Here is a 25774-nt window from a genome sequence, read left to right as displayed (position 1 = left end):
AAACCCTTCTCTATTATGAAAATTCGCCAGATACTTCAAGGCAAAGCTGTTAATGCGCTGTACACGGTTTCGTCGGATCAAACCGTACTTGAGGCCCTCAAGCTTATGGCCGACAAAAACATCGGGGCCGTGCTGGTTGTCGATAAAGGTGTGCTGACGGGCATTTTCTCCGAACGCGACTACGCCCGCAAGATCATTCTGAAAGACCGCCACTCCGACGATACCCGCATTGCCGACGTAATGACGGCGCGGGTGATCACCATCGAACCCGAACAAACGCTGGACGAGTGTATGCAGATTATGTCGGATAAGCATATTCGCCACCTGCCCGTCATGGACAAAGGCGAACTGACAGGCATTATTTCTATTAATGACGTGGTTACGGCTATTATACGCGAACAGAAAAATCAGATCAGCTCGCTCGAAAGCTATATCTCAGGAAGCCCTTATTAGAAGTGATGAGTGATGAACGATGAGTTTTCGAGCGTCAGCAAACTTATCACTCATCGTTCATCACTCATCACTAAATCGTACCTTTGCGTCCCGAATCGGAAAAATAGTTGTATACTGTGACGCAAATACTTGATAAGCCCCGGCAGGAGGTGATTAAATTGTACGGAAACCGGCAGCGGCTGCGCGTTTGTGGGTTATATCGGGAAGACAGCCGGCTGCTGATGGTTCGGCATCGGGGCATCGGCCCAACCGATACATTCTGGTGTCCGCCCGGTGGCGGTACGCACTTTGGCGAAACCGCACCCGATGCCCTCGTGCGCGAGTTTGCCGAAGAAACCGGCTTAGACGTAACCATTGGCGAATTGCTGTTTGTCAACGAGTTCATGCAACCTCCGCTACACGCCCTCGAACTGTTTTTTGCGGTGGAGGTTCAGGGCGGTTCGCTGCGGCAGGGTCTCGACCCCGAAATGGCTGATGATGAGCAGATTATTCAGGAAGTGCGGCTGATGACGTTCGAGGAAATCAAGCGGTATCCGCCCCACGAGGTTCACGCGCTGTTTCAGTATTGCGACTCGCTCGACGATGTATTTACGCTTCGGGGGTATTTGCATAAATAAGTCTCTACACATTCACTATACTATCCCGTTACTTTGTTGAACCGGTTAATCTGATCGCTCCTGTGCTAACTGCTGTGTCTCTTGCGCCCACTGTTGCTGTCCGCTCCTCCGTTTTTGATCCGGCTAAAACGGCTCAGTCTGTTTTGTGTCTGGAAGTTGGGCGAGATCGGTTTCGGTTTCTGGTGCAGGACAGCCGTAAGCAGGGTTGTTATCTGGAAGATTATCCGTTTTCATCACTCCTTACCGACCGGCCCCTGACTGAGATGCTCCCCGACGTGTTCCGGCACCATCCCGTACTGTCGGCGGGACCGTGGCAGCAGATCCGCGTCAGCGTTAATTCGCCGTCGTTTACGCTCATTCCTAAACCGTTGTACCGGAAAGAGTATGCCGGTAGCTACCTTTCGCTGATGCGGGGCAATACGCTGCCAGCGCATGAATTTGCCCAGACGTATAGCCACGAGAGCGAAGGCTTTTTGTCGGTGTTTAATCTGGCCCATCCGCTGGCCGACTATTTTTCGGAAGTCTATCCGCTTCAACCGCTAACGTTCGTGCATCAGACGAGCGCGCTGATTCAGGCTACGGCCAACCTCAGCCGACATGCCCTCAACGCGCAATCGCTGTACCTGTATTTTGAAGATGAGTTTGTTACAATTATCTGCCGCGAAGCAGAGCAACTGCGCTACTGCAACCGGTTTGGGTATAAAACCACGCAGGACTTAGCCTACTATGTTCTGTACGTACTAAGCGAACTAAACCTCTCGGTCGAAGATACTGCCGTTTTGCTGTTTGGCGAGATAACTCCATTCGCCGATGCCTACACCGAGTTAAGCCGCTTTCTGCCGAATCTGACCTTCGGTCACGCACCCAACGGCCTCACACTCACCGACGAATTCGATGATTTGCCCGATCACCGGTATCTAAGCCTGTACGGGCTGGTGCTGCTGAACGATTGATGGCTGACGCGAAAGAGACGCAAAGGGTTGCGTCTCTACAAATCCATCCGGTGTAGAGACGCAACCCTTTGCGTCTCTTTCGCGTCAGCCATCAACCTCTCACATCTTTTTCGCGTCAGCCATCAATCACACCTGACTACCGCATTACCAGCCCGGATTCTGTTTTAGAGCCGGGTTCAGGCTAAGTTCGTTGATGGGTAGCGGGAAAAGGTAATCCCGCGCCGGGTCGAACTTGCGGAAATTGGCGGTTTGTACCAGAACGAAATTGTCGGGCGTCAGGTTGACCGTGGCGGGCGGAAACTCCGATTTGAAAAAGTAAATGCCCAGCACCGGTTTGGGAAGCTCAGTTTCGGCGGTTTTCCAGCGAATCAGGTCCCAGTACCGAAAACCTTCCATTGCCAGTTCCACGCGCCGTTCGCGCCGGAGTTCCTCCCGCATGTCGAGTCCGTTGGCGGCTACAAACGCGTTGGTCAGTTTGGCAATGCCCCCGCGTGTTCGCAACCGGTTGACGGTCAGTTCCAGATCGGCGTCGCTGATTTGGTTGTCCAGCTCAAAATCGGCTTCGGCGTAGGTCAGCAGCACCTCGGCATAGCGCAGCACCGGGTAGTCGATGCGGGATGCCTGCGTATTCCAGTCGTCGATATTGGCGAATTTGCGGAACATGTAGCCTGTTTTGTTAAAGGCCAGATTGGCTACGTCGAAAACGGGTTTGGTTGCCATCATTGGATCACCCCGTTTCATAACCGTCTCGCTCAGGCGGTTATCGCGGTTGGCAAAAATTTCCAGCGTTGTAGTTGGCGTCTTATAGAGGGGCGATTTGGTAATGGGCAACCCATCTTTCATCAGATACGCATCGACCAGCACTTTTGTGGGGTTCATGTTGCCGTTTTCGAGCGTTCCCCGGTAGAAACCGTGCGTCGATACGCGGTCGGTCAGCGACACGCCGAACTGCCGCACCATCACGTTTTCGCGGTTTTGCCGGCCTTCGCCTTCGTACTGAAACAGGTTGAAATAGTTACCAAACAAATCGTGCTGCCGACTGTCGATTACGGCTTTGGCTGCGGCTAAGGCTACATTGAGGTGTTTGGCCGGTTCGCCGTAGGTATGAAATTTGGCTCGTGTGCCCTCAAACAAGGCCACCCGCGCCTTGAACGCCAGTGCCGCCGTGTTGGAGATGCGCCCATAGTCGGCGTTGCCAAGTTGGGTAGGGGTGGGCAGTTTCAACGCAGCAAAATCCAAATCCTGATACATCTGATCAACTACCTGTTCGCGGGTGGCTGCGGGCTGCTGTAGTTCCGGCGAGGCATCGGTCAGCGTTTTCAGAATCAGCGGCACCCCGCCATACCGTTGTACCAGTTGAAAATAGCCCAATGCCCGAAAAAAGCGAGCCTCGGCGGTATAACGTTCTATTGCAGACACGCTCGCCGTCGACGCACGCGGAGCCTTCTCGATGATGTTGTTAGCCGCCCGAATCAGGGCGTAGGGTATGTTATAACCACCATCGGTCGCGGGCGGAAGCCGCGACCCATCGCTGACGCCGTTCGATGCCAGCCCGAAGGCATCGTCTGACCAAACGTCTGCGTTGTTGAAACTCGGCATCCATGTATAGAGGTAGTTAGCTGCCTGTTTCAGGTCGGCTTCCGACCGCCAGAACACATCGTCGCTGATGGCTGTTTCCGGTAAACGATCTACCTCGCAGGATGCCAGTAGCAGCAAAGCCGCCACCCCCGCGTACCGAAAGGGTTTGGCAACGGTTTTCGAGAGTATGGTTGAAAAAGACTGAATCATAGTCGTAACAAATTGATGTGAACAAAGCCGGTTAGAATCCGATGTTTAAGCCCAGCGAGGCCGTAGCGAAGAAGGGGTAATCGTTCTCGACGTTATTCCGGGTTTCGGGGTCATAATAGCCTTTGAAGCCGCCTAAAGCAGAAACCGTGAATAAATCCTGCCCGGAGAAGAAGAACCGCGCCCGTGCAATTTTTACCTTTTGGGTCAGCGAAGCGGGCAGCGTGTACCCCACCTGCAAATTTTTCAGGCGCATATACCGCCCGTTGAGTGTCCAGCGGTCCGAGGCCACGTAGTTGTGGGTGGCACCCGTAAACGGACGTGGATAAAGTGCGTCGGGGTTTTCGGGTGTCCAGTAGTCGGCGTGGAGAGCCAGCGGCTGTTTCCACGTCACCAACCGTGGGGCAATCGACTCGGTGGAAGGGCGGAACCAGCGTTCGCCAACGCCCTGGAAGAAAGCCAGAAAGTCGAAACCTTTGATATCGAACCCGAACGTACCGCCAAACAACCAGCGGGGCTGATCGGAGCCGATCAGTACCAGATCCCCAAAATCTTCGGTATTGCCTTTGCCTACCGTTAGCCGACCATCGCCGTTGCGGTCAATGTATTTCAGGTCGCCCGGTCCGGTGCGGTTATCCTGGAAGGCATGGGCTTTTACTTCGTCGGCGGTGCTGAAGAACCCGGCGGTTTGGTAGCCCCAGAATGTGTTGATGGGGTAGCCTTCGATCAGGTTGTTGAACCCGGCATTGACAACCCGCCGACCCGAGAAATTGATGAGACGGTTCTGATTGTCCGACAGGTTGAGTGCCACGTTGTAGTTAAACTCTTTACCAATGCGGTCGCGGTAGCGCAGGTCAAGTTCCCAGCCCCACGATTTCAGTTCGCCATTGTTCTTACGGGGCGTGGCAATGCCAATGGTGGCGGGCAACTGCTGTGGGGTCAGCATGTTGCGGTTAAACTTCACATAGTAATCGAAACTGGCTTGCAGGCGGTTCTGGAAAAAGCCCAGATCAACCCCGCCATTGGTGGTTTCGATGGTTTCCCACGAGAGCGACGCCGACGGAATGAACGTTTGCCCGATAAACGACGTGCGCGTGTCGCCCAACACGAGAGTATTGCCCCGTCCCAACTGATTCAGGTAATCGTAAAAGCCCAGCACGTCGCCCAGCGCACCGCCCAGACGACCCCACGAACCGCGCAGTTTCAACTCACTGACAAAGTTGATTCTGTTGGCAAAAAAGCCTTCGCGGTGCAGGTTCCAGCCGACCGATGCTGCCGGGAAAATCTGCGTGCGCAGGCCAGGAGCCAGCTTGGAACTTTCGTCCTGCCGAACAGTGGCCTCGAACAGATACTTATCAGCGAAGTTGTAGTTGAGTCGTCCAAAAATCGACTGAAACGCATACGTCCGAATCGTTTCGCTGTTCGACTTGGTCAGGTCATCGCCCAGGCTGAGTGTAGGTAAGTCGTTGCTAACCAAGTTATTGGCTTGCGTGAATACGCGCTCAAACCGGAAATCTTCCCACTGATAGCCGCCCAGCAACGCGAAGTTGTGATTGGCTCCAATTTTGAAGTTGTAATCGGCCAGAAACTGTAGGTTGATGTTTTTGGTCAGGTCGCGCGTCACCTGATACGAGTTGACCTGATTGTGGTAGCGCAGAATTCGCGACTTGCCCCAGAGCGGTACCGTGCGAAAAAATACATTCCGGTTTTCGGGGCGATACTGCGTACCGGCCACCGCCCGCAGCGACAGACCTTTGATGAAGTTGGCCGCCCGGAGCGTAAACGTACCGTCGAAGTGGTTCTTAAACAGGTTGTTATAGCCGCCCGATTCGAGTTCGGCGTAGGTCGATGCTGCCGAACCAGCCCCGTTGTAGCGGCCTTCGGGCGTGAAGAACGGCGTGCGGGTGCGGAGTCGGTAAATCTGGTAGATCAGGTTGCCATCTGCCGCCGACGACGACTGCCGGGTGGTTTCATTGGTATAGGCCATCAGTGCTTCCAGCGACACATGCTGCGTTAGTTGGGCACCGAGGTTTACACGCAGGTTGTAGCGAGTGTTTTTGTCTGGCCCTACTTTAAAAATGCCCTGTTTTTCGTAGAAACCACCCGACACCATAAAGTTGAATTTATCGGTGCCGCCACGAGCCGTGATGTTATGGGTACGCATGGAGGTGTATTTCCGTAGCACCTGATCGGTGAGAGCTTCCTGTCCGTAGTATAGATACGTGCTCGTATCGGCGGGGTTCACCACGTAGGGCACGTTGTTCCGAATCTGTTCGAGGTCAAAGTCCGTGTATTCGGGGTTGATGCCTGCATTGCGATTGCCGAGGTTCACGTACAGGGCTTCGTCGAGCAGGCCCATGCGTTTGGGTACGTTAATAGCCCAGTCGGTGCCGTATTGCGCCAGATAGTCGAACGTGACCTTGCCCGACTTGCCTTTTTTAGTTGTCACTAAAATAACCCCACCGGCTGCCTGTGCGCCGTAAATGGCGGCAGCAGCAGCATCTTTCAGCACACTCATGCTTTCAATATCGTTGGGGTTCAGTGTGTTGAGCGTATTGCTCGGAACGGTTACGCCATCCAGAATAATCAGGGGCGGCACTGCACCGTTGGCGGTTGTAACGCCCCGAATCTGGATGTTCAGCCCTTCCTGCCCCGGCTGCCCGGAACTGCGCGTTACAATCAGACCGGGCGTTGTACCTTGCAGAGCATTCGTTACATTCGTGCTGGGCCGGTTCTGAATCACCTTCGAGTCGATAGTTGAGACGGCCCCCGTCAGGTTGGCTTTGCGCTGCGTACCATAGCCGACAACGACGACTTCATCCAGTGCTTTGTCGTCGACCAGCAGCGTTACATCAATGGTCGAGCGACCCCGAACGGCCACTTCCTGCCGCACGTACCCAATGAAGCTAACCACCAGCGTAGCGTTGGTATTGGGTACTTTCAGCGTGTACTGCCCATTATTGTCGGTCGTAGTACCCTGGGTAGTACCTTTCAATACGACGCTTACACCCGGCAACCCTTCCCCACTTTCAGAAGCGGTGATTCGGCCCGATACCGTTTGACCGAAGGTCGCACTGCTCAATCCGAGGAGAACCAGTAAACTGCACAGCAAGCGTTGGGTAACGGCAGTGCGGCACCTAAGTAGTTGTGTTTTCATGTGGAGGCATTTTTGTCTTTGAAAAAAATTGTATACAGACTATTGGGTAAATAAAAGATGAATTAAGGTGGTATTGATATATAAAGACAATCAAGCAAGATTTTTCCTCTACAGATTAGCAGAATTTAAAGTTTAGGGTGATGGGTACGAAAATTTTAGAGACAATAAAGTTAAGTTATGGATCCTCATTTCCCGGCCTTCGTTTGCGGCCAGTCGCGCAGCGAACGAACGGGCGGCAGGGGCTGATTGGCCGTTGCCCCCGGCAAAAGCAGCACCGTTAACGCTCCGCTCGACCCGGCAGGCATCGTTACCTCAAAACCAATCAGCGACATGCCCGGATTGGGGGCGTCGTAGTCGTTTGGCGGCTCGGCTGTCCAGGTCTTCATCGTGACCTGTGCGGGTTCCTGCACACGCAGCGTAAGCGTCTTTCCCTGTTGACGCAGTTCGGCAGAGTTGGGTCCGGTGATGGTCACGTCGGCGGGTGTCAGCATGGTCCAGCGGACGGTAGCGGGCTTTGCTAAGGCCGTAAGTTCGTCGCGCACAACCACATACTGCCCGTTCAGCAGCGCAACCCCACGCCGGGCCGTTTGCAGAGAACCTGCGTATAACGTTGATAAGTTGGTAATGGCATGCTGAAACGAAGGCGTGTCGGCATGGCTGGCAATGGCCGCATAACCGTTGGTACGTTGCAACGAATCGTTGACGGTGAGGGTATTATGCACGTGATTTCGGTAGCGGAACACCTGCCAGCGTTGGGCATTCTGCTCCTTGCCCCAGATGTTCATTCCCCGCGATTCGAGCGAATTATACTCCTGCATTCCCAAATCCGACGCCCAGCGGACCCCATCGGCTTCCATGACGAACGAGCCAACATCCATGTGTCCGTGATTGACCGACGGCGATCCGGCTTTTAACCCTACAAACACCGCCGTAGAATCCTGCCACGATGACCGGAACAGGGCCACCGGGTTTTTGCCACCGCCCACCCAGGCTGTTTGCGTTGGTTTGGGCAGTTGACTCAGCATAAAGGCGTTACCCCAAACAAGCATAGCAGGTAGTACCCGCTCCCGTAGCATACTTTTAGCTTGTGCCGGAGCCAGATGATCGCGCTCGACCCACAGCAGGGATGGGTCTTTTTGTTTTTGCGCAAACCAGAACATAGCCGGTTGAATGCTGCCGCCCCGGCCCGCGTCGGAGTAATTGAACGACGCCCCGGTAGGCCCGGTCATGTGCAGCAGATATTGCGCCGTTTGCCGGAAACCGGGCTGTGCCGTTAGTCCAAAATCGGACCCGAATGCTTTTTCCAACGCGCTGATAAGCAGAACATTGAACGTTGTGCCATAGCCCCAGTAGCTATAACCTTCGGGATAAGCCCCGTCGGGAGCATAATCGGCCATAGGTTTGGTTACGGTGCGGATGGCCCGGTTAATGATATAGGGCATCAGATCGGGCCGGGCCACGTTAGGCCGGGCCGCGCTCGGCTGGTCGAACAGGGCCAGCGCACCGAATGCCATACCGGCATTGCACACCTGATTCCAGTTATGACTGGCATTTTGCCAGCCACTGTACCGGGTTTCGAGGGATGGCTGCAAACCTTTGGTCAGCAGCGCGTCCCGCAGTTTCGTCCGTGATGTTTCCGACAGGTCATTATAGAGCCAGTCGTAGCCGATGGCAACGGCCATTGTCATCTCGGCCACGTCTAAAAAATGCGACGGATTCCAGTCGGTGAACGCCGACACGGCCAGTAGTTCCTGTTCGGCCCGGTCGCGATACGACTTTTGCCCTGTCATCCGATAGGCGTAGGCCAGAAAAAATACCCGACGCAAACACTCGCGCGATTTGTCGAGCAGCCGACGCCCGATTTGAATGCGTTGCACAGGGGCGGTGGTCAGCATCCGGTCGCATTCCTGAAGAATGGTCTGGTGAACGCGCAGCCAGACCGAATCGGTCTGAATGGTTCGCAGGAGGGTTTTTTCTTCGCCTTTCAGCAGCAGCAAACGCGGGTGATCGGGTAGGGAAGTGGTGGCCCGCACCGAATCGGACTGGGCAAATACAGGTTGTAGCATTAAGAGGAAAAAGCCCGTCAGAAGTAGGCGCGTGTACGTCTTCATGCCTGAGAAAGACGAAGCCGCGCCGAGTTTACCCAGCTATTGTGCCGGGTTCAGGTGAGGTTGAGCCGGTTGGTACAGCAGCCAAACCACCCCGATGTGCAGAAACAAGGGCAGGCAAAGGAGAAGTGTCTGTTCCATAGAATCCATAAATGTTCATCGTAATCTTGCATACTGCACCGCCCCCGTACCCATAAACTGGTAGCGCAGACCCATGACCCGCCCCGGCAACGTATCGCCCAGCCGCCCGGCATGAACCAGCCGGTTGTTGACAAAAATCTGCACCCGCCTGTCGGCCACGACGTAGCGGACGGGCACCCAGCGGCTGAAATCGACGCCGAAACCCGACAGGTCTGTTGTTTTGCCGGAGACCGACCGGTTGCCCGTCACTACTGTCAGATTACCGACGCAGCCGGGAGCTGATAGGGGAATCAGATGGAAACCGTCGGTGCAGATGAGCATGATACGTACTGACTGGCAAACGGCATCGCCCCGGCTATATGTACTGCGCACGGCAGTCTCGAACACAAACCGTTCGCCGTTGGCCGTCTGACGGCTATCGACCCGAAACAGGCTGACCTCCGGTACTTTGTCGCCCAGCGCAACACCCAGCGTTTGCAGGTCGGCGGTCGTGATGCTGACTTCGCCGGTTGGCTTTTCTACAACGTTGGCCCTCAGGTAAAGCGGAATGGGTTGACGGTTCACGGTGCCGAGCCAGCCGTTGGAAGCCACAAACAGATCGTGTTCGCGGACGATGGAATCGTTCAGAATCAGCTTGGCGCGGTAGTAGCCGGGGTAGTAATACGTAGTGGTGTATTGCCGACCGCTTTTTTCGACCCGTGTCCGAAGGCTGGGGTCCCAGCTTTGTTGGACAAACACGCTGTCGGCATTGGAGTCGCGGGCGTCGTAATCGAACACCACTGTGTTGGGTACGTCCTTCGCCACGGGTCGGCTCGAAAACGCTACGTTACCATATCGTAGCCTCGTATTCCGCTGGCGATAGCCCCAGATGATAGCCGCCAGGATGAGCATACCCGCCAGTCCGGCCAGCAGCCAGCGGCTGTAGCGACTAAGTGGCTGAGCGGGTAGCATGGCTGGCTGCAAGGCTACCAGCGCGGACGTTTCGTCGTCGATTGGCGCGGCCATTGTGGACAGCGTAGCGGAGTCGCTGGTCCGTAGCGACCGCCAGTTGTCGTAGCCCACAAACTGCGCCAGCGTATCGAGCGTGGTGAGGTTGGGCGAACTCTCGTAGCGGACGCGCCCCCAGAGTCGTTTGAGCGTGCTGACGCTGAGCGATACGCCCGTTTCGATACGTATCTGCTCGCTGAGTTGCTCGAAGTCGCGGTTCTGCCAATGGTCGCTGCTACCCCAGCCCATTTTCTGCTCGATCAATCGGCGGCAACGTGTCCAAATATCATCTTCCGAAATCATTGGTAATCAGCATGAACAAACTTGAACAGACATGAACGACTCCTGAAAACCTGCTTCCGGCGCGAAACGGGCAATTTTGAGCCGTTCAAACAAAACTAACAAAAATGAACCGCAACCTTGCTCTTCTACTCGTCGGGCTGTTTCTGACCCTGACTACCTTTGCTCAGAACGACCCGGCCCAGCGTCCCAGCCCGCCCGCCGAAGCCACCGGTACCGTCAATGGCAAAACCATTACGATCAAATATAGTCAGCCATCCGCGAAAGGCCGCACCGTCTTCGGCGGCATTGTACCCTATGGGCAGGTATGGCGCACCGGAGCCAACGAAACCACGTCTATCGAGTTCTCCGACAACGTAACGCTCGAAGGCAAGTCCGTCGCCAAAGGCAAATACGCGCTGTTTACGATCCCCGGCGAAAAAGACTGGACCGTCATCCTGAACAAAACCATCAAGTGGGGAGCCTTCAGCTATAAGCAGGACGAAGACGTACTACGCGTGACGGTGCCCGCCCGAAAAGCCAAAGCCTTCGCCGAGAAGTTTGCCATCAACGTATCGAATAAGGGCGTAGTGTCGATGGCGTGGGCCGACGCGCAGGTCGATTTTACAGTGAAGTAGGGGGGATGTCGTTCACTTGATCTACCAGATGATACTCATCATGAAGAAGTGCCTGCGAATCATGGGGTTTGCCCTGTTAACGCTGTCAAGTATGCTGGTTGTAGCTCAAAAACCAGCTAAAAAACGGAGCGATGTACCCCCTTCACCAACCGCCGAGATTCGCGTACCCATCGATGCAACAGCATGGCCCATTCAGGCCGGGCAGGTAGAACTGACTACCTTTCGCGACGTACCGGCTGTGCATATCTTACCGAAGGCGAAAACCGTTCCCGTGAGCAGTGTTACGTTCGCCAACGGCACCATCGAGTACGACATCGTGCCGGAAGACCCCCGCTTTGCTGGTATTTATTTCCGGCGGCAGGATTCGACCGAAAGCGAATACATGTACTTCCGAATCACCCAATTGGGCCAACCTGCTATGATGGACGCCATTCAGTATGCACCTTATCAAAAAGGCGTACTGATCTGGGATCTGCTCGATCAGTTTCAGGCTCCGGTGCCGGTCTTCAGAAAAGGGGATTGGAACCACGTAAAATTGGTCGTGTCGGGTGTTCAGATGCTCGTGTATGTGAACGATATGCAGCGGCCCGTGCTGGAAGTGCCGCGACTCGAAGCCGACGCCAAACAGGGCGAACTTGCCTTCGAGGGAGCGGGGTATATCGCCAACGTAGTTGTGAAACCGAACCTGACCGAGGGACTGCCCGCCACCGAAGGCTACGATCCTACCCGTCGTGACCCGCGCTATGTTCGTACCTGGCAGGTGAGTCAGCCACAGCCGTTGCCGATGGGGCAGGAGGTGATGCCTACTCATCTGCCGAAGCCCGAAACGACGTGGCAACCGCTGCTGGCCGAACGCTACGGTCTCGTGAATCTGACGCGGCAGTACGGAAAAAGCGAAGAACGGCGGCTGGTATGGCTACGTACCAAATTTAAAGCCAGTGCCGAACAGAAGCGACGGGTAGTCATTGGTTTCAGCGACGACGTATGGGTGTTTGCGAACGGTCAGCCGGTGTATTTCGACAAGAATATGTACACGGCTCCGGGTTTGCGAAAAACCCCGGACGGACGCATCTCCATCGAAAACGGTACGTTCGACCTGCCCCTTAAAGCCGGTGATAATGAATTAGTGATCGGCGTGGCCAACAACTTCTTTGGTTGGGGTCTCATTGTCCGGCTCGACTCGATGGAAGGTGTTGAGGTGATTCCGTAGTATCACGAATGCCCTTACTGTGAGTGAGGGCATTCGTGACCAGCAGCCAAGTCACCCCGATGCCGCCATACATTCCGAATAGCAGGAGTGACCCAACGCCCACTACCGGTTCGCCCGCCAGGCCACTGCCCAGAAATAATGACAGCAGCGACAGGCCCAGCCCGCCCCCGAAAAAATAAGCCGTAGTTGCCACGCCCGACACTAACCCGTGGTGTGCTTCGGCAATGCCCTGAATCGACAGCACCGTTAGGCCCGAATAGGCCAGCGCAATGCCCAGTCCGTTGGCGCAGGTCATCGCCAGTAACAGCGGCAGGTGGCTATCGGACCCAGATTGAGCAGAAAACAGCAGAAATAATGCGCTGACCGTCAGTGAGATCATGCCCATCAGGGCGATTTGCCGGACGCTGAATCGCTTCAATAAAGCCGGGATAAACACCTTACCCGTAATAGCCGAGAGTACGCTGAACGGCAGGAGCATCAGCCCGGCCTGAGCCGCACTTAGTCCCCGGTCGTTCTGTAAAATCAACGAAATCAGGAACAGAAAGCCTGTAAATGATGCGCCGAGACACACATACACGCCAATGCCGGTCAGGGCCGGGCGGAGTATCGCAAAGTCGATAAGTGGCACGGGCTGAGTAGCGTTTCGCTTTAGAAAAAAATAACTGCCTACCCCTACAATCAGTGTCAATCCCACCAGCAGGCCACCGTGGGTGCGCCAGTTGCCCAGTTCATGAACCACGTAGGAGAGGGCCGTAATCAGCCCGGTCAATAACAGTCCTGAACCCACGTCGGGCGGGGTACTGTGCTGGGGAGCATCGTCGGGAATGTAGCGGTACGCCAGCCCAAGCGTGAGCAGAATAACGGGTACGTTGATGAAAAACACCCACTGCCAGCCAAACCCACTGGCAATCAGCCCACCCACCGACAGCCCGCTGCCCGAACCGATGGCCGCAAACGCGCTCACCACACCAATGGCCCGGCTGCGGGCAGCAGCGTCGGTAAAGGCGTTGGTCACGATAGACAGGGCCGAGGGCATCAGCAGCGCAGCGGCCACGCCCTGCAATCCCCGGAAAAACAGCAGCCAGCCAAACGACGGAGCCAGTCCCGCCCCCAGCGACGTCAGCAAAAACAGCCCCGAAGCGGTCAGAAACACGCGTTTGCGGCCAACCGTATCGGCCAGTCGCCCACCCAGAATCAGCAACCCGCCATACAGCAGTACGTACAGCGTTTGTAGCCACTGTACGCTGTTGGCCGTGAGACCGAAACCGCGCTGAATCAGGGGCATTGTCAGGTTGATAATGGCAATGTCCAACGCTTCAAAGAAGACGCTGATCGACGCAATAATCAGGATAAGCTGCTGGCGGGGTACGTAGCGCATAGTGGAAATTCTTATCGGAGAGCCTGTAACAGCCCGAGTACGTCGCGGATGCTCTCGACCTGTACGTAACCGTTCGGATGCCCGGTCTCGGCCATCCGCTCGAAATGCCACGTCGTGTGATACGGTACGTAGATAGCCTGACCGCCGATGTTGACAACGGGCAGAATGTCGGATTTGAGCGAGTTGCCAATCATCAGAAAATCGGCGGGTTCTACGTGGTAGCGCGACAGAATCCGGCGGTAAGCGGCTTCGTGCTTTTCGCTGACAATCTCTACGTGACTGAAATACTGCCCCACGCCCGACCGCGCCAGTTTGCTCTCCTGATCGAGCAGATCGCCTTTGGTCAGCACCATCAGTTCATGCTCGGCACTGAGCGTCTCAAGCACCTCTTCCACGCCGTCGATGAGGTTAATCGGGAACCGGAGCAGTTCTTTGCCGAGGTCGATAATCTGCTGAATCTGCGTGCCCCGCACCGCGCCATCGGTCAGGCGAATGGCTGCTTCAATCATCGACAGCATGAATCCTTTGGCTCCGTAGCCCATCAGGCGCAGGTTTTCGGTTTGCACGTCGATAAGCGTCTGATTAATTTGCTCGTCGGAACCGAACTGTTTCAACAACAGACGAAGTTCTTCTTCTGCGTCGTCGAACAGCGGCTGGTTGGCCCAGAGCGTATCGTCGGCATCGAAGGCGATTAATTTGGGGAACGAATTCATAAGGGTGCAAAGTTAGCCCTTATCGGACCGGTGATGGTGCCGAAAAACCGATAATAAATTCCGAAAAAGCGATGATTATCAAAGGCGACGAGTTGAGTGACATCCTGGAGCGGACATTTTCGGGCTGCGAACGGGCTACCCGCGAACACAGCCGCTGTACAGACGCGTTTCGGATGCAGTCGCACAAACAGTACGATCAGATGCTGTCGATTGTGAACCTGAAAGGTGGATTCGAGCGACCACTGAGCGTCGTGGACGTGCGCGACGTCGATCACGTAAGCCTTCATTTTCAACTTCGGGGGCAGTCCGACGCGCATATACGGGGCATCCGGGGCAATCAGTTGATGAAGACCGGCCAGATGAATCTCTTCGCCTGTTTCGACCCTGTAGCAACCATCGACTTCCCGGAGCAGAGCGATTACGAATACATCAGCGTCAACCTGAATCCTGGCGTAGCGGTGCAATTACTCGTTGACTGCGGAATGCCCACCGTTGCCGAAAAAGTCGTTCAGCGCGAAGCCACTATGGCCAGTCCGGCCCCGCTACGGTATCGGGCCGAGCAACTCCAGATTTTGCAGCAGTTGATGACCAACCCGTTTCCCGACGACTTGCAACCCGTTTTCCAGCGGGCCAAACTCACCGAACTGTTGCTGTGGTATCGGTGGCAGCACGAGCCGCCGAACGGCAGGGCGATGCCCGTTACGGTATCGGCTACCGACGAAGACAAACTACGGGCGGTGAAGGCGTATTTGGATAGCCATTTCTTAGACGAGATTGCCGTGCCAACGCTGGCGAAGCAGTTTCTCCTGAACAACTTCAAACTGCGAACAGGCTTCAGAGCCTTGTTCGGAACCACGCCCTACCAGTACGTACTGACCCTGCGGATGCGCTACGCCTGCGAACGCCTGCAAGCCGACCGAACCAGCCCGACCGACCTTGCTGCTCAACTGCACTACAGCAGTCCCGGCCATTTTATCTCAGCGTTTAAGCAAGTGGTTGGCCTGACGCCATCGGCTTACGCCCGGCTTTCTGTCGTTTGCTTTTAGACACAACGTTGTATTTTGTTCGTGATGACTACAAGCAGTCCAGAATAAGGTTCTCATAATCAAGATTTTGACTTGTACTGATGATATAGTTTCTTTTATATCAAGAACAAGTATAACTGGTCAGTGAATCGGGTGATCTATTTTTTCTTCTTCCAGATCGAGCCGGGCTTCTTCTTTGCGGATAATGTCGTCATCAAATTCCTGTTTACGCCGAAAGTGATACAAGGCCCGGCGTTTAGCATTGATGACGTCGGTTATGATGTGGTTATAGCGGTTAATCTTGTGTGTATCGCAGTCGAGCGAGTTCAGATGCTGCGTTGTCAGCCGTTGGTCGCTTTCCATCCGGCTTTTCAGGTTTTCCACTAATTCGTTCTGCCGAATGTCGGGTCCATAGTGGTTGTTCAGATGGTCGAGTGCAACTTCCAGCAGTTTCAGCCGGATTGCCGATTCTTGTTCATCTTCGGAAAGTTGCTCTTCGGGAGCGCGGTAACGTACTTTCCGTACCACCATTGGCAAGGTAAGCCCCTGAAAAACAAGCGTTATCAGAATAACCACGAACGTGATGAACAGAATCAGATTGCGCTGCGGGAACGGTTGTCCATTGGTCAGCGTGAGCGGTACCGACAGGGCCGACGCCAGCGATACCACGCCCCGCATACCGGCCCAGCCAACAATGATGGGTGCCCGCCAGCCCGGATTAGTGTCGGCTACGGCCTTTGGTAGTATACTACCAACCACCCGCGTGAACCCTGCCGTGAACAGGGCTGCAACCAGCCGAACGATAATTACCAGGAGCGTAATCAGGCCAGCATACCCAACTACCTCCGTCAGCGAATAGCCGTCCAAGCCGCGCATGATAACAGGCAGTTCAAGCCCAATCAGGATAAATACGGCACCGTTGAGCGCAAAAACTACCGTTGCCCACATCGACGAGCTTTGTAGTCGAGACGAGTGATTTAAAATGGTAGTGCGCTGATTTGCCATAAATAGCCCCCCGCTCACCACGGCCATCACCCCCGAACAGTGGTAATACTCAGCGGCTAAGTAGAGGGTGTAGGGCAGAATAAACGTGAGCAGGATGGTAATACGCACGGGCGATGGTATCCAGCGATGAATGGCATAAAACACCGCCGATACGGCCAGCCCGATGCCAATGCCGCCAAACGTGACCATGAAAAAGTTGGTGACGGCTTCGTGCAGTACAAAGGTGCCCGACAGCACAGCCGCCAGCGCGAACCGAAACACAATCAGTGACGATGCATCATTTATCAGGCTTTCGCCTTCAATAACGCTCATCAGCCGTTTCGGAACGTTGATGCCGCGTAGTACCGAAGTTGCGGCCACGGCGTCGGGGGGCGAGATGATGCCGCCCAGCAGGAAGCCCAGCGCAAGCGTGAAACCCGGAATGAGCCAGCTCGAAAAATAAGCCACTGCGAAGGCTGTAAAAAATACCAGCCCAAACGCCAGCGTGACAATAATGCGTCGCCACCGCCAGAACTCCTTCCATGACGTAAACCAGGCGGCCTCGTAGAGCAGAGGGGGCAGAAAAATCAGAAAAATTAGTTCGGGGTCAACTTCGATGCGCGGAATGCCTGGAATGAAACTGATAAGCAATCCGCTGATAACTAAAAAGATAGGTATAGGGATGCGAAGTCGTTGCCCTACCATTACCAGTACCGAAATGAGCAGCAGTAACGACAGGCAAAGTAGCAGTGTTTGTTGCATGGCAGCGAATGACGGGGTTCGCTCTAAAAATAAAGAAAAGCCCGTTCCGATGCTACAGCAGTACTATCATGGCTTCGGCTGCTGTTGATTGCGGTCGGCGTCGTCGATAATCGTGGGTAGCATCTTCGCCGTGACGTAAAACGTACCGAATGGAACGAACGACAGAGCCAGAGCCAGCAGGGTTTTACCCGTATTCCAGCCCAGTTCGAGCTTGGCCTGAAGCACGTTCAGCACATACAGAATAAACAGTAACCCGTGAATCATGCCTACATTCTGTACCAACCAGGGCTTACCCCAGATGTGTTTGAGGGGTACGGCAATGAAAATCAAGACAATAAGCGAAATGCCTTCGAGCAGAGCGACTAATTTGAGCCGACCAATGCGGGTGGTGAGTAAGTGCATAAATCAGAGCGATTAAAAACTACGAAATAGAGGACGTTGGGCCAGTGGCGAAAACGGCCACGGTACGGCGGCCAGCAGAATAAGCGTGCCAGCCAGAAAATACAACGCTACGGTTCGGTGCTTTTGCGCGTCGGTAGCGGCTCGCTTGCCCAGCGACGAACCGAACGTAAGCACCACCACGGCCACAAGCATCAGGCTAATATGAATCAGACCGAAAAACGTAAGGTCTGATGAGTTCAGCGACTCCCGAAAATTTTCGCGAAAGTAGCCAGTTATAGGGCTTTTAAAGTAGAGCACAAAGCCAAGCAGCAGTTGCAGGTGCGTAATCGAGGTGGCAATGCTCCGCAGCCGGGCGTCAGTGGGGGTGTAGGGTCGGTTGGAGAGCCAGCCTTGCCAGCTTGCCGCCAGCGTAAGCCCCAGAATTATAACCACAAACCAGCGAATAACGGAATGCAGCGCGAGAAGCGTTAAATACATGAACAATCTATGTGTCGTGAATGATGCGGCAAAGTTCTGAATTGATTTTGACTCACTAAGCGGACATTTTCGGAATAGATTGGTACTTTTCAATCATTTTCGCGAAACGACTGGGGAGTAAGTCCGGTACTTTTTTTAAAAAACCGCCCGAAATAGGAAGGGTCATCGAACCCAAGCCGATGGGCAATTTCGCTAACGCTGTGCCCCGAATGTTTCAGTAAAACTTTGGCTTCCATCAACAGCACATCGTTGATGAGCGCGCTCGCTGTTTTGCCAGTAGTTTGTTTCACGCACTTGTTCAGGTGGTTGGGAGATACCCCCAACTGATCGGCATAGAACACCATTGAGGGATGATGACTTATGTATTGCAACACCAACCGTTTAAACTGCTCGGCCAATTCATAGGGCTTACTTTGCTTCGTAGCGATAACGGGTTGATTCGTTGATACGTCGTTACGGATTTCGTAGCAGAGCGTGACCAGATACGCATCAATCAGGCTCAGGTCGTTCTTGGTTTTATATTCGTCCATCAGCCGCTCGAACACTATTTTTACAGCTAAAAATGCTTTGTTTGAAAGCTTTACGCTACCATTTCGCATCAACGCACTTAGTCGAGCCAACTCGCTAACCATGTGTTCTTTATGGTAGAGCTGAATGATGGTGTCCATGCTGAAATGGCAGTAAAAACCCGTTACATCGTCAGACTGACTCTCGATGGTTGAAATCTGGTTTGCCAGCAGCAGATGTACTTCGCCCGGCTCCACAATGACGGTGTTCAGGTCGCAGCCGCGCGTGAGCGAACCGCTCGTGACAAACACCAGTTCATGCACCTGCCGCCGAAATGGGGTAGTAGGGAGTTTGATAAGATGCCGGTAATCTTCGAGCCGAAGGATCAGAAAATCATCGAGCTTTTCGCGGAATGGAATGGGCTGATTCGGGCCATCGTGAATAAAACGCTGCCACAAATCAGCCGTGTTCAGTTGCGGCACATCGAATAAATCAGGCATAGCCATAAGCAGACAAATCAATCACAAAAATAGGCCAGCATAAATTGGCTGGCAAACTATCTTTCAACGGATTCGTTAACAGAGTGCGCTTGCTTCAACTCAACGTTTTTCAATCATGCGACTATTCTTAATTGGTTTGCTGCTCAGCAGTTGCATTACGGTTTGCTACGCCCAGACCGACTCCGTTCGCCGGGCCGTTCCGTCGGGTGCATCACCTGCCAAACAAGTACTGATTCCAGGCGTTGATGCGCCGGTATCGGCACCCGGAACGCTCATGCAGTCGTCGCCCCAACCGAACGTGCTGCCTCCATCTGATACCAAACGTAAAACCAATCCACCCGCCGACCCGCGTGCGTTCGGCGTTGGCATTCCGATTGGCAAAGGCAAAGCCCGTAAAGATTCGCTGTAGCGCGTTTGCTTAACGAGAACTTTTATTTGATCGCAACTACCTCAATTTCAACCAGTACGTCGTCGCTGGCGATTTTCGAGATAGTGCGTGTTTCGGAGATGGCGGGGGCCGCCTGTGCGAAGAAAACCGTGCCCAAACTGGAAAGTTGCTGTTGAGCCTGTGTATTGATCGAACCGGTTTCACCTTTAACGTGGTACGTCACCTGCTTCACGTTATCAACATCCAGACCAACCTCATTGAGGGCTGTTTTCAGATTTGTAAAGACCTGCTGAACCTGCTGAACAAAGTCGCCTTTGCCTACCAACCGGCCTTTACCGTCGAACGGGCGTTGCCCACAAACGTACACGGTTTTGCCTGGCAGGGCGGTATCGACTTTGTAAATATATCCCGTCGTAGGCGTAGTTTGGGCCTGAACAACGGTAGTGGCAAGAAAAAGGGTCAGACCGAGCAGGTAATGTTTCATAGCAGGTAAAGCAGATTAGATACCACGAATTAAAGCACAACGGGTTCTTCTTTTTCGTCGAAGAACAAATAATTCAGCAAGTCGCAATAAGGTTTCAGCAGGCGGCTCCCGCGAACAACTTCATCGGCAAGGCTGGGTTTCGGCATACCAAAACACGCGCTACCACCCCGCAGAGTTCATCTTTGGCCGCATCATAACGAGAGCGGTTGGCCTGAAACCATTAGCGGTTGTTATGTTGAACCAAATCGCGCAGAAACGCAAACGTTGCGGCTGTGAAGGCAGCTTTTAGGGTAGGTTTTGTTGCCATAACTGACCAAAGATAACCAATTGCGCTATTTGTTCGGGCATATCCTCGCTGGCTATTGATAACATATTGACAATCAGCTTGCTTTTTTGATTTCATTCCTGTAAGTTCGGTTCACTACTAAACCGTTTACACGCATGAACCTCTTACACCGCGTTGAACACTGGGGCGATACGCATCACCCCGCCTGGACCGACGCCCTGCGCATCATGCTGGGCACGATTCTGGTGCTGAAGGGCATCAGTTTTATCAGTGATACCACGTACCTCACGCAATTGGTGGGTGGCCTGAAATTCGATTTATGGTCGGTGATGATTGTGCATTACGTGGCGTTTGCGCATTTGATGGGCGGCTTTCTGATTGCCGTGGGTTGCCTGACGCGGCTCATGTGTTTGCTACAACTGCCAATTCTGGTGGGTGCCGTTTTCTTCGTTAACATCAGCCGGGGGTTTTCGACTCTCAACTCCGAGTTGTGGCTGTCGCTGGTGGTGCTGGGGCTGTTGCTAACATTTATTGTGCTGGGTTCGGGCCGGTATTCGATGGATGAATACGTGCGGCAACACGCGAAATAACATAGATTGACTTTAGGGTAAAGCCGGAGTAGCCTCGTAGGTGAACTCCGGCTTTTTGGTTTCTAATTATATTTTAATCATTTGTTAATCACTTACTAATCGCTTTAAGTAACCATCAGTATCTCTGCCGGGTTAAGCTTTCTGTACCTAATCATTCTTTTTTTTATGTCTACGCGTTATTGCCTGCTTACCTTACTTGTTCTTGTAAGCGTTATGGAAACAACCGAAGCCCAGTCTCGTCGCCGGGCAAACCGCAACGTAACACCTGCCACTACTGTTGCCACAATTGACTCGGTCAAATGGCGAAAAGATCACTACGTGGTGAACCGAGACTCGGCCTATGCCGACCCGCGCATCGCGCTTCGCAAACTGATGGGCGGTAATCGCCGGTTTATTGAAGATAAGAGCATCCGGCCCCGGCAAAGCCGGCAGGACCTCACCAATACCGAGAAAGGCCAAAAGCCCTTTGCCGTGATTGTGGGGTGTTCCGACAGTCGTGTACCGAATGAAATTATCTTCGATCAGGGCGTAGGTGATCTGTTCATCATCCGCACGGCGGGTCAGGTAATGGCTGCGGCTTCTTACGGAAGCGTTGAGTTTGCAACCGTGGCACTCGGCTCAAAATTGATTGTGGTACTGGGGCACCAAAGCTGCGGAGCCGTTGATGCCGCCATCAAGCGTCCCGACGTACCGGGCCATATCGTTACGCTGGTAAATAGCATCAAACCCGCAGCGCAGAAGGCCAAAGCTATGGGCGGGAACATGCTTGAAAACGCCATTCGGGCCAATGTAATCGATCAGGTCAACGAACTGCGTGACCTGGAGCCGGTGCTTGCCAAAAAATACCGAAACGGTGAAATCCTGATTGTGGGGGCTGTTTATAATCTTGGCACTGGTAAAGTTGAATTCCTGCCCGAAACGTTGAAAGATTTACCCGAATTCCGCGCTTCGACCAAATGATACAGTCTTCTTCGGTGCAGCGTTTCGCCGTCTACGCGAAACGCTGCATACTGGCAGGCTTTCTGAGTATGCCGCTGATAGTTATGGCCCAGAACACCCGTCTGAACGATTACAACACAATTGGCTGGTTCACCAACACAACCACGCTGCGCTTTTCAAATCGCTGGAGTGGGCATTTCGAGTACCAGTTTCGGCGCGACGAACTGGTGCAGAAATGGCAGCAGAGTCTGCTCCGAACGGGTATCAACTACCACGCCAATGATAAGCTGACGCTGCGGCTCGGCTATGCCTGGATCGAGACGTTTCCCTACGGCGATTATACCATTCAGGCTGCCGGGCGGCAGTTTCCCGAACACCGGCTCTATCAGATGGCTACGCTCAATAATCCCATCGGGCGCGTCGAGATTAGTCACCGGTTTATGCTCGAACAACGCTGGTTTGGCCGCTACCTGAACGCCGACAGCCCCCGCCCCGACGAGACCGTGTACGTGAACCGGCTACGCTACATGTTTCGGGCGCAGATGCCCATTGGTAAACCAAAGCTTGAAGACAAAACGCCTTACGTAGCTGCTTACGACGAAATTCTGTTGGGTTTCGGGCGTAACGTTGGCGAAAACGTGTTCGATCAGAACCGGTTAGGTTTGTTGCTTGGCTATCGGTTCAGTCCCGTGTTCCGGCTGGAGGGTGGTTTCTTTCAGCAAATCGTACAGCTACCACGCGAAATTCAAAACCGAAACGTATTCCAGTACAACAACGGTATTATCGTTAATACGGTCGTTAATATGGATTTGAGAAAGAAGTAAGAACTATCAGAACCAGGATTAGCCGGGATTTACAGGATTAAACAGGATTCTACGCTGCGCTTAATTAATTACTGCGCAGGATTTATAATCTTGTTTAATCTGGCTAATCCCGGCTAATCCTGGTTCTGATGGTTTGGGTATTCAGAAAATATACCGAATCTGACACCACGGAATCTCGTCCGTTATCATCTGCTCGAACACCGCAACCATTTTGCCCTTCAACTGATGGTCGTAGCGGATGTTCCAGCCGCCGAATTGGCTACGTTTGTTCTCCTGCAACTCCGGCACCCACAGCAACTCTTCAGCCTTTGGATTGATGGCTAAATTGGCCTGATGCTGCCATTGATTATGCGTCAGGAAAATGACTTCACACTTTAGCTGTGCCTTCACTTCAGGCCGCAACTGCGCGTCTAATTGCCGGAATAATTCGCGGTAATCATCACGCCATTGTTTCCCCCCGTACACAATTACAGGCGAGAAATTGACGTGAACTTCGTAACCCGCGTCGTAAAAGTCGTTGATGGCCGCAATACGCTTTTCGATGCTATCGGTACGGACGTCAACCAACTTGCTGACATGGGCAGGCATCAGGCTAAACCGAATCCGTACCTTACGCTGCGGGTCGAAGCTGAGCAGGTCAGGGTTGACAAATTTGGTTGCAAACGTTGCTTTGGCGCGGGGGTGGTCGCGGTAAAAGTCAAACACTTGTTGAACACCGTCGGTCAGGCTATAATCAATGGAAATATCTGAGTTACAGCCGATGTCATACGTCCAGAATGTTGGGTCGGTTTGGTTGGCGGGCTTCGGCCACGGCAACGTATGCACGTGCTTATCGACCGTCGCCGTAATCTCCTCAACGTTGGTAAACAGCGTAATTGGGTTGACTTTCTTGTGCCGGTCGACGTAGCAATAGGCGCAGCCGCCGAAACAGCCGTTCGCCAGACTGGGCGCGATGTAATCCGACGAGCGACCGCTCCACTTCACATCCTGCGTTTTCAGCTTGCCCAGCACCAGCACGTCGGATTTTACCTTAAAATGGTTCATGCCCAGTTCGGGCAGGCGGTTGTGCTGCTTCACTTCGAGCATCTCGATGTCGGGGAAATTTGCCACGATGGCCTCACCCCGTTCGTTGAGTGCATCAGCAGTGTACAGAATCAGATTCGGCTTGAAATCAGGCATCAAAAGGGCGTTGAGTGATATATAAACAGAACAGTACAAAGGGGGGTATAGTTCATGAAAAATTGTTTGTAATTAATTGACATACAGTGAGTTGTTGGGTGATTTTGCTGCCTGATTTAGATGACGCAAGTTCAGAATTTAGGCCCATGAGAATATAACTCTGCAACCACTTTGCCGCTGTGGTTATGAAAAAACGACGTAAATTCGGGGCTTTATAGCAGCAGCCTGAGATGATGACCGAAGCCACCAATGAATCCTCGACCGAAAGGTCTCTGAACTTCATCGAACAAATTGTTGAAGACGATATTGCCAGCGGTAAGCACGGTGGGCGCGTACACACACGCTTCCCGCCCGAACCCAACGGCTACCTGCATATCGGCCATGCTAAGTCGATTTGCCTGAACTTCGGTCTTGCCGACAAATACGAGGGGCAAACGAATCTCCGTTTCGACGATACCAACCCCGTTACCGAAGATACCGAGTACGTTGATTCCATCAAGAACGACGTGCGTTGGTTAGGCTTTGAGTGGGAAAACGAGTTCTACGCGTCCGACTATTTCGAGCAACTCTATCAGTTTGCTGAAAAGCTGATTCAGAAGGGATTAGCCTACGTTGACGATTCGACTGCTGAGGAAATTGCCGAACAGAAAGGCTCGCCCGACAAACCTGGAACCGAAAGCCCGTACCGGAATCGGCCCGTTGCTGAAAATCTCGACCTGTTCCGGCAAATGCGGGCGGGTGAGTTTCCCGACGGAGCCAAAGTGCTGCGGGCGAAGGTAGACATGACTTCGCCCAACATGCAACTGCGCGACCCGGTCATCTACCGTATCAAACACGCGCACCACCACCGCACAGGCGACGCCTGGTGCATTTACCCGATGTACGATTTCGCCCACGGGCAGTCGGATAGTATTGAACACATTACGCACTCGATCTGTACGCTGGAGTTTGTAGCGCACCGGCCTCTGTACGACTGGTTTATCGAACAGTTAGCCATTTTCCCCTCGCGTCAGTACGAATTTGCCCGGCTCAACCTGACTTATACGGTCATGAGCAAACGCAAGCTGAAACTGCTGGTGGAAGAAGGCCACGTTAGCGGCTGGGACGATCCGCGTATGCCGACTATTGCGGGCCTTCGCCGGCGCGGTTATACACCCGGCAGCATCCGCGAGTTCTGTGACCGCATCGGCGTTGCCAAACGCGACAACCTGATTGATGTGGGGCTGCTGGAGTTCTGCATCCGCGAAGAACTGAACCGCACCGCCCCCCGCGTAATGGCCGTGCTGGCGGGTGGCCGCCCCGACGAGCAGCCATTGAAACTCGTGATTACGAATTATGAGGAGGGCCGCGAGGAAATTATGCGCATCGAAAATAACCCCGAAGACCCGTCGGCAGGGGAGCGCGAAGTGCCGTTTAGCCGGGAAGTGTACATCGAGCGCGACGATTTCATGGAGAACCCGCCGAAGAAATACTTCCGGCTGTTTCCGGGCGGCATGGTGCGCTTGAAAGGTGCGTATATCGTTAAATGCGAGGAGGTTATCAAAAACGACGCGGACGAGATTACCGAACTGCGCTGCACCTATATTCCCGAAAGTCGCAGTGGTTCTGATACCTCCGGCATTAATGTAAAAGGCACCATTCACTGGGTATCCGTACCGCACGCTGTTGAAGCCGACGTGCGACTTTACGACCGGCTTTTCTCAGTCGAAAACCCAGCCGCCGACGACCGTGGTTTTAAGGAGTTGCTGAACCCCAACTCGCTGGAAGTTGTCCGGGCGTTTGTTGAACCCGCACTGGTAGAGGCCACCCGCAGCGGTTCGCTCACGAACGTGCAGTTCATGCGCAAAGGCTACTTCGTGCTGGACGTTGATTCAACAACTAACCGACCCGTGTTCAACCGCACCGTCACGCTCAAAGACGGCTGGGCGAAGGAGCAGAAGAAGGGGTAATGCTAAGTTGGACGTATGTGCATTGCAATGCACATACGTCCAGCCTAAATATTTTAATT

23 protein-coding genes are annotated in these 25774 nt (G+C 53.7%); 11 read left to right on the top strand and 12 right to left on the bottom strand.

Annotation, left to right across the window (positions count from 1 at the left end; translation table 11 throughout):
• Nucleotides 1-15 precede the first annotated feature (15 nt).
• From AWR27_RS08655 to AWR27_RS08645, 3 genes are all read left to right on the top strand, one after another.
• Nucleotides 16-453 (top strand): CBS domain-containing protein, encoded by a 438-nt coding sequence (locus AWR27_RS08655; protein WP_077130803.1) that lies wholly within the window; start codon nt 16-18, stop codon nt 451-453.
• A 116-nt stretch (nt 454-569) separates the two neighbouring features.
• Complete coding sequence (locus tag AWR27_RS08650; protein ID WP_077133890.1) at nt 570-1070, top strand: NUDIX domain-containing protein; 501 nt, start codon at nt 570-572, stop codon at nt 1068-1070.
• Between the two features lie 74 nt (nt 1071-1144).
• Entirely contained in the window at nt 1145-2023 is an 879-nt protein-coding gene (locus AWR27_RS08645) for a DUF3822 family protein (RefSeq protein ID WP_077130802.1), read from the top strand.
• Between the two features lie 144 nt (nt 2024-2167).
• Here the strand turns inward: AWR27_RS08645 and AWR27_RS08640 are convergent, their stop codons facing one another.
• The 4 genes from AWR27_RS08640 to AWR27_RS08625 all read right to left on the bottom strand — a co-directional run bounded on the left by AWR27_RS08640 (nt 2168) and on the right by AWR27_RS08625 (nt 10504).
• Nucleotides 2168-3811 (bottom strand): RagB/SusD family nutrient uptake outer membrane protein, encoded by a 1644-nt coding sequence (locus AWR27_RS08640; RefSeq protein ID WP_083732796.1) that lies wholly within the window; start codon nt 3809-3811, stop codon nt 2168-2170.
• A gap of 31 nt (nt 3812-3842) precedes the next feature.
• Nucleotides 3843-6965 (bottom strand): SusC/RagA family TonB-linked outer membrane protein, encoded by a 3123-nt coding sequence (locus tag AWR27_RS08635; RefSeq protein WP_077130801.1) that lies wholly within the window; start codon nt 6963-6965, stop codon nt 3843-3845.
• A gap of 185 nt (nt 6966-7150) precedes the next feature.
• Nucleotides 7151-9076: a heparinase II/III domain-containing protein gene (locus tag AWR27_RS08630; protein WP_077130800.1), complete on the bottom strand. Its 1926-nt coding sequence runs from the start codon at nt 9074-9076 to the stop codon at nt 7151-7153.
• A gap of 153 nt (nt 9077-9229) precedes the next feature.
• Nucleotides 9230-10504 (bottom strand): hypothetical protein, encoded by a 1275-nt coding sequence (locus AWR27_RS08625; protein WP_077130799.1) that lies wholly within the window; start codon nt 10502-10504, stop codon nt 9230-9232.
• Nucleotides 10505-10608: 104 nt separating this feature from the next.
• Between AWR27_RS08625 and AWR27_RS08620 the strand changes: the two genes are divergently transcribed.
• Both AWR27_RS08620 and AWR27_RS08615 read left to right on the top strand, forming a co-directional pair.
• Nucleotides 10609-11118 (top strand): DUF2911 domain-containing protein, encoded by a 510-nt coding sequence (locus AWR27_RS08620; RefSeq protein WP_077130798.1) that lies wholly within the window; start codon nt 10609-10611, stop codon nt 11116-11118.
• A 40-nt stretch (nt 11119-11158) separates the two neighbouring features.
• Nucleotides 11159-12328 carry a hypothetical protein gene (locus AWR27_RS08615; RefSeq protein ID WP_157579178.1) on the top strand — a complete coding sequence of 390 codons (1170 nt, stop codon included), beginning with the start codon at nt 11159-11161 and terminating at the stop codon, nt 12326-12328.
• Here the strand turns inward: AWR27_RS08615 and AWR27_RS08610 are convergent.
• Nucleotides 12282-13706 (bottom strand): MFS transporter, encoded by a 1425-nt coding sequence (locus tag AWR27_RS08610; protein ID WP_077130796.1) that lies wholly within the window; start codon nt 13704-13706, stop codon nt 12282-12284. The genes AWR27_RS08615 and AWR27_RS08610 overlap by 47 nt on opposite strands.
• Before the next feature lie 11 nt (nt 13707-13717).
• Nucleotides 13718-14419 (bottom strand): HAD family hydrolase, encoded by a 702-nt coding sequence (locus AWR27_RS08605; RefSeq protein WP_077130795.1) that lies wholly within the window; start codon nt 14417-14419, stop codon nt 13718-13720.
• 71 nt (nt 14420-14490) lie between these two features.
• Between AWR27_RS08605 and AWR27_RS08600 the strand changes: the two genes are divergently transcribed.
• Entirely contained in the window at nt 14491-15465 is a 975-nt protein-coding gene (locus AWR27_RS08600; RefSeq protein WP_077130794.1) for a helix-turn-helix transcriptional regulator, read from the top strand.
• 120 nt (nt 15466-15585) lie between these two features.
• Here the strand turns inward: AWR27_RS08600 and AWR27_RS08595 are convergent, their stop codons facing one another.
• The 4 genes from AWR27_RS08595 to AWR27_RS08580 form a co-directional block, all read right to left on the bottom strand.
• Nucleotides 15586-17190: a Na+/H+ antiporter gene (locus tag AWR27_RS08595; protein ID WP_077130793.1), complete on the bottom strand. Its 1605-nt coding sequence runs from the start codon at nt 17188-17190 to the stop codon at nt 15586-15588.
• 66 nt (nt 17191-17256) lie between these two features.
• Entirely contained in the window at nt 17257-17592 is a 336-nt protein-coding gene (locus AWR27_RS08590; protein WP_077130792.1) for a DUF3817 domain-containing protein, read from the bottom strand.
• Nucleotides 17593-17604: 12 nt separating this feature from the next.
• On the bottom strand, nt 17605-18069 hold the full coding sequence (locus tag AWR27_RS08585; RefSeq protein WP_077130791.1) for a hypothetical protein: 465 nt from the start codon (nt 18067-18069) through the stop codon (nt 17605-17607).
• An 89-nt stretch (nt 18070-18158) separates the two neighbouring features.
• On the bottom strand, nt 18159-19076 hold the full coding sequence (locus AWR27_RS08580; protein WP_198045116.1) for a helix-turn-helix domain-containing protein: 918 nt from the start codon (nt 19074-19076) through the stop codon (nt 18159-18161).
• A gap of 115 nt (nt 19077-19191) precedes the next feature.
• Here AWR27_RS08580 and AWR27_RS08575 point away from each other — a divergent pair, with 115 nt between their 5' ends.
• A complete protein-coding gene (locus AWR27_RS08575; RefSeq protein ID WP_077130789.1) occupies nt 19192-19485 on the top strand; it encodes a hypothetical protein in 294 nt (97 codons plus the stop codon).
• A gap of 22 nt (nt 19486-19507) precedes the next feature.
• Here the strand turns inward: AWR27_RS08575 and AWR27_RS08570 are convergent, their stop codons facing one another.
• Nucleotides 19508-19948, bottom strand: coding sequence for a RidA family protein (locus tag AWR27_RS08570; RefSeq protein ID WP_077130788.1), 441 nt, complete (start codon nt 19946-19948; stop codon nt 19508-19510).
• 441 nt (nt 19949-20389) lie between these two features.
• Between AWR27_RS08570 and AWR27_RS08565 the strand changes: the two genes are divergently transcribed.
• From AWR27_RS08565 to AWR27_RS08555, 3 genes are all read left to right on the top strand, one after another.
• Nucleotides 20390-20824: a DoxX family protein gene (locus tag AWR27_RS08565; protein ID WP_077130787.1), complete on the top strand. Its 435-nt coding sequence runs from the start codon at nt 20390-20392 to the stop codon at nt 20822-20824.
• A gap of 213 nt (nt 20825-21037) precedes the next feature.
• A complete protein-coding gene (locus AWR27_RS08560) occupies nt 21038-21784 on the top strand; it encodes a carbonic anhydrase (protein WP_232326013.1) in 747 nt (248 codons plus the stop codon).
• The gene (locus AWR27_RS08555; protein WP_232326012.1) at nt 21781-22587 is read left to right on the top strand and encodes a DUF2490 domain-containing protein; all 807 of its coding nucleotides are present in this window, start codon (nt 21781-21783) and stop codon (nt 22585-22587) included. The genes AWR27_RS08560 and AWR27_RS08555 overlap by 4 nt, the downstream gene beginning before the upstream one ends.
• A 141-nt stretch (nt 22588-22728) precedes the next feature.
• Here the strand turns inward: AWR27_RS08555 and AWR27_RS08550 are convergent, their stop codons facing one another.
• Nucleotides 22729-23766 carry a spore photoproduct lyase family protein gene (locus AWR27_RS08550; protein ID WP_077130786.1) on the bottom strand — a complete coding sequence of 346 codons (1038 nt, stop codon included), beginning with the start codon at nt 23764-23766 and terminating at the stop codon, nt 22729-22731.
• Between the two features lie 233 nt (nt 23767-23999).
• On the opposite strand from AWR27_RS08550, the gene AWR27_RS08545 reads away from it, so the two are divergent.
• On the top strand, nt 24000-25715 hold the full coding sequence (locus AWR27_RS08545) for a glutamine--tRNA ligase/YqeY domain fusion protein (RefSeq protein WP_077130785.1): 1716 nt from the start codon (nt 24000-24002) through the stop codon (nt 25713-25715).
• The last annotated feature ends 59 nt before the right edge of the window (nt 25716-25774 follow it).

It is taken from the genome of Spirosoma montaniterrae (assembly GCF_001988955.1).
Classification (GTDB): Bacteria; Bacteroidota; Bacteroidia; order Cytophagales; family Spirosomataceae; genus Spirosoma; species Spirosoma montaniterrae.
This window is presented reverse-complemented; position numbering and strand designations above follow the sequence as displayed.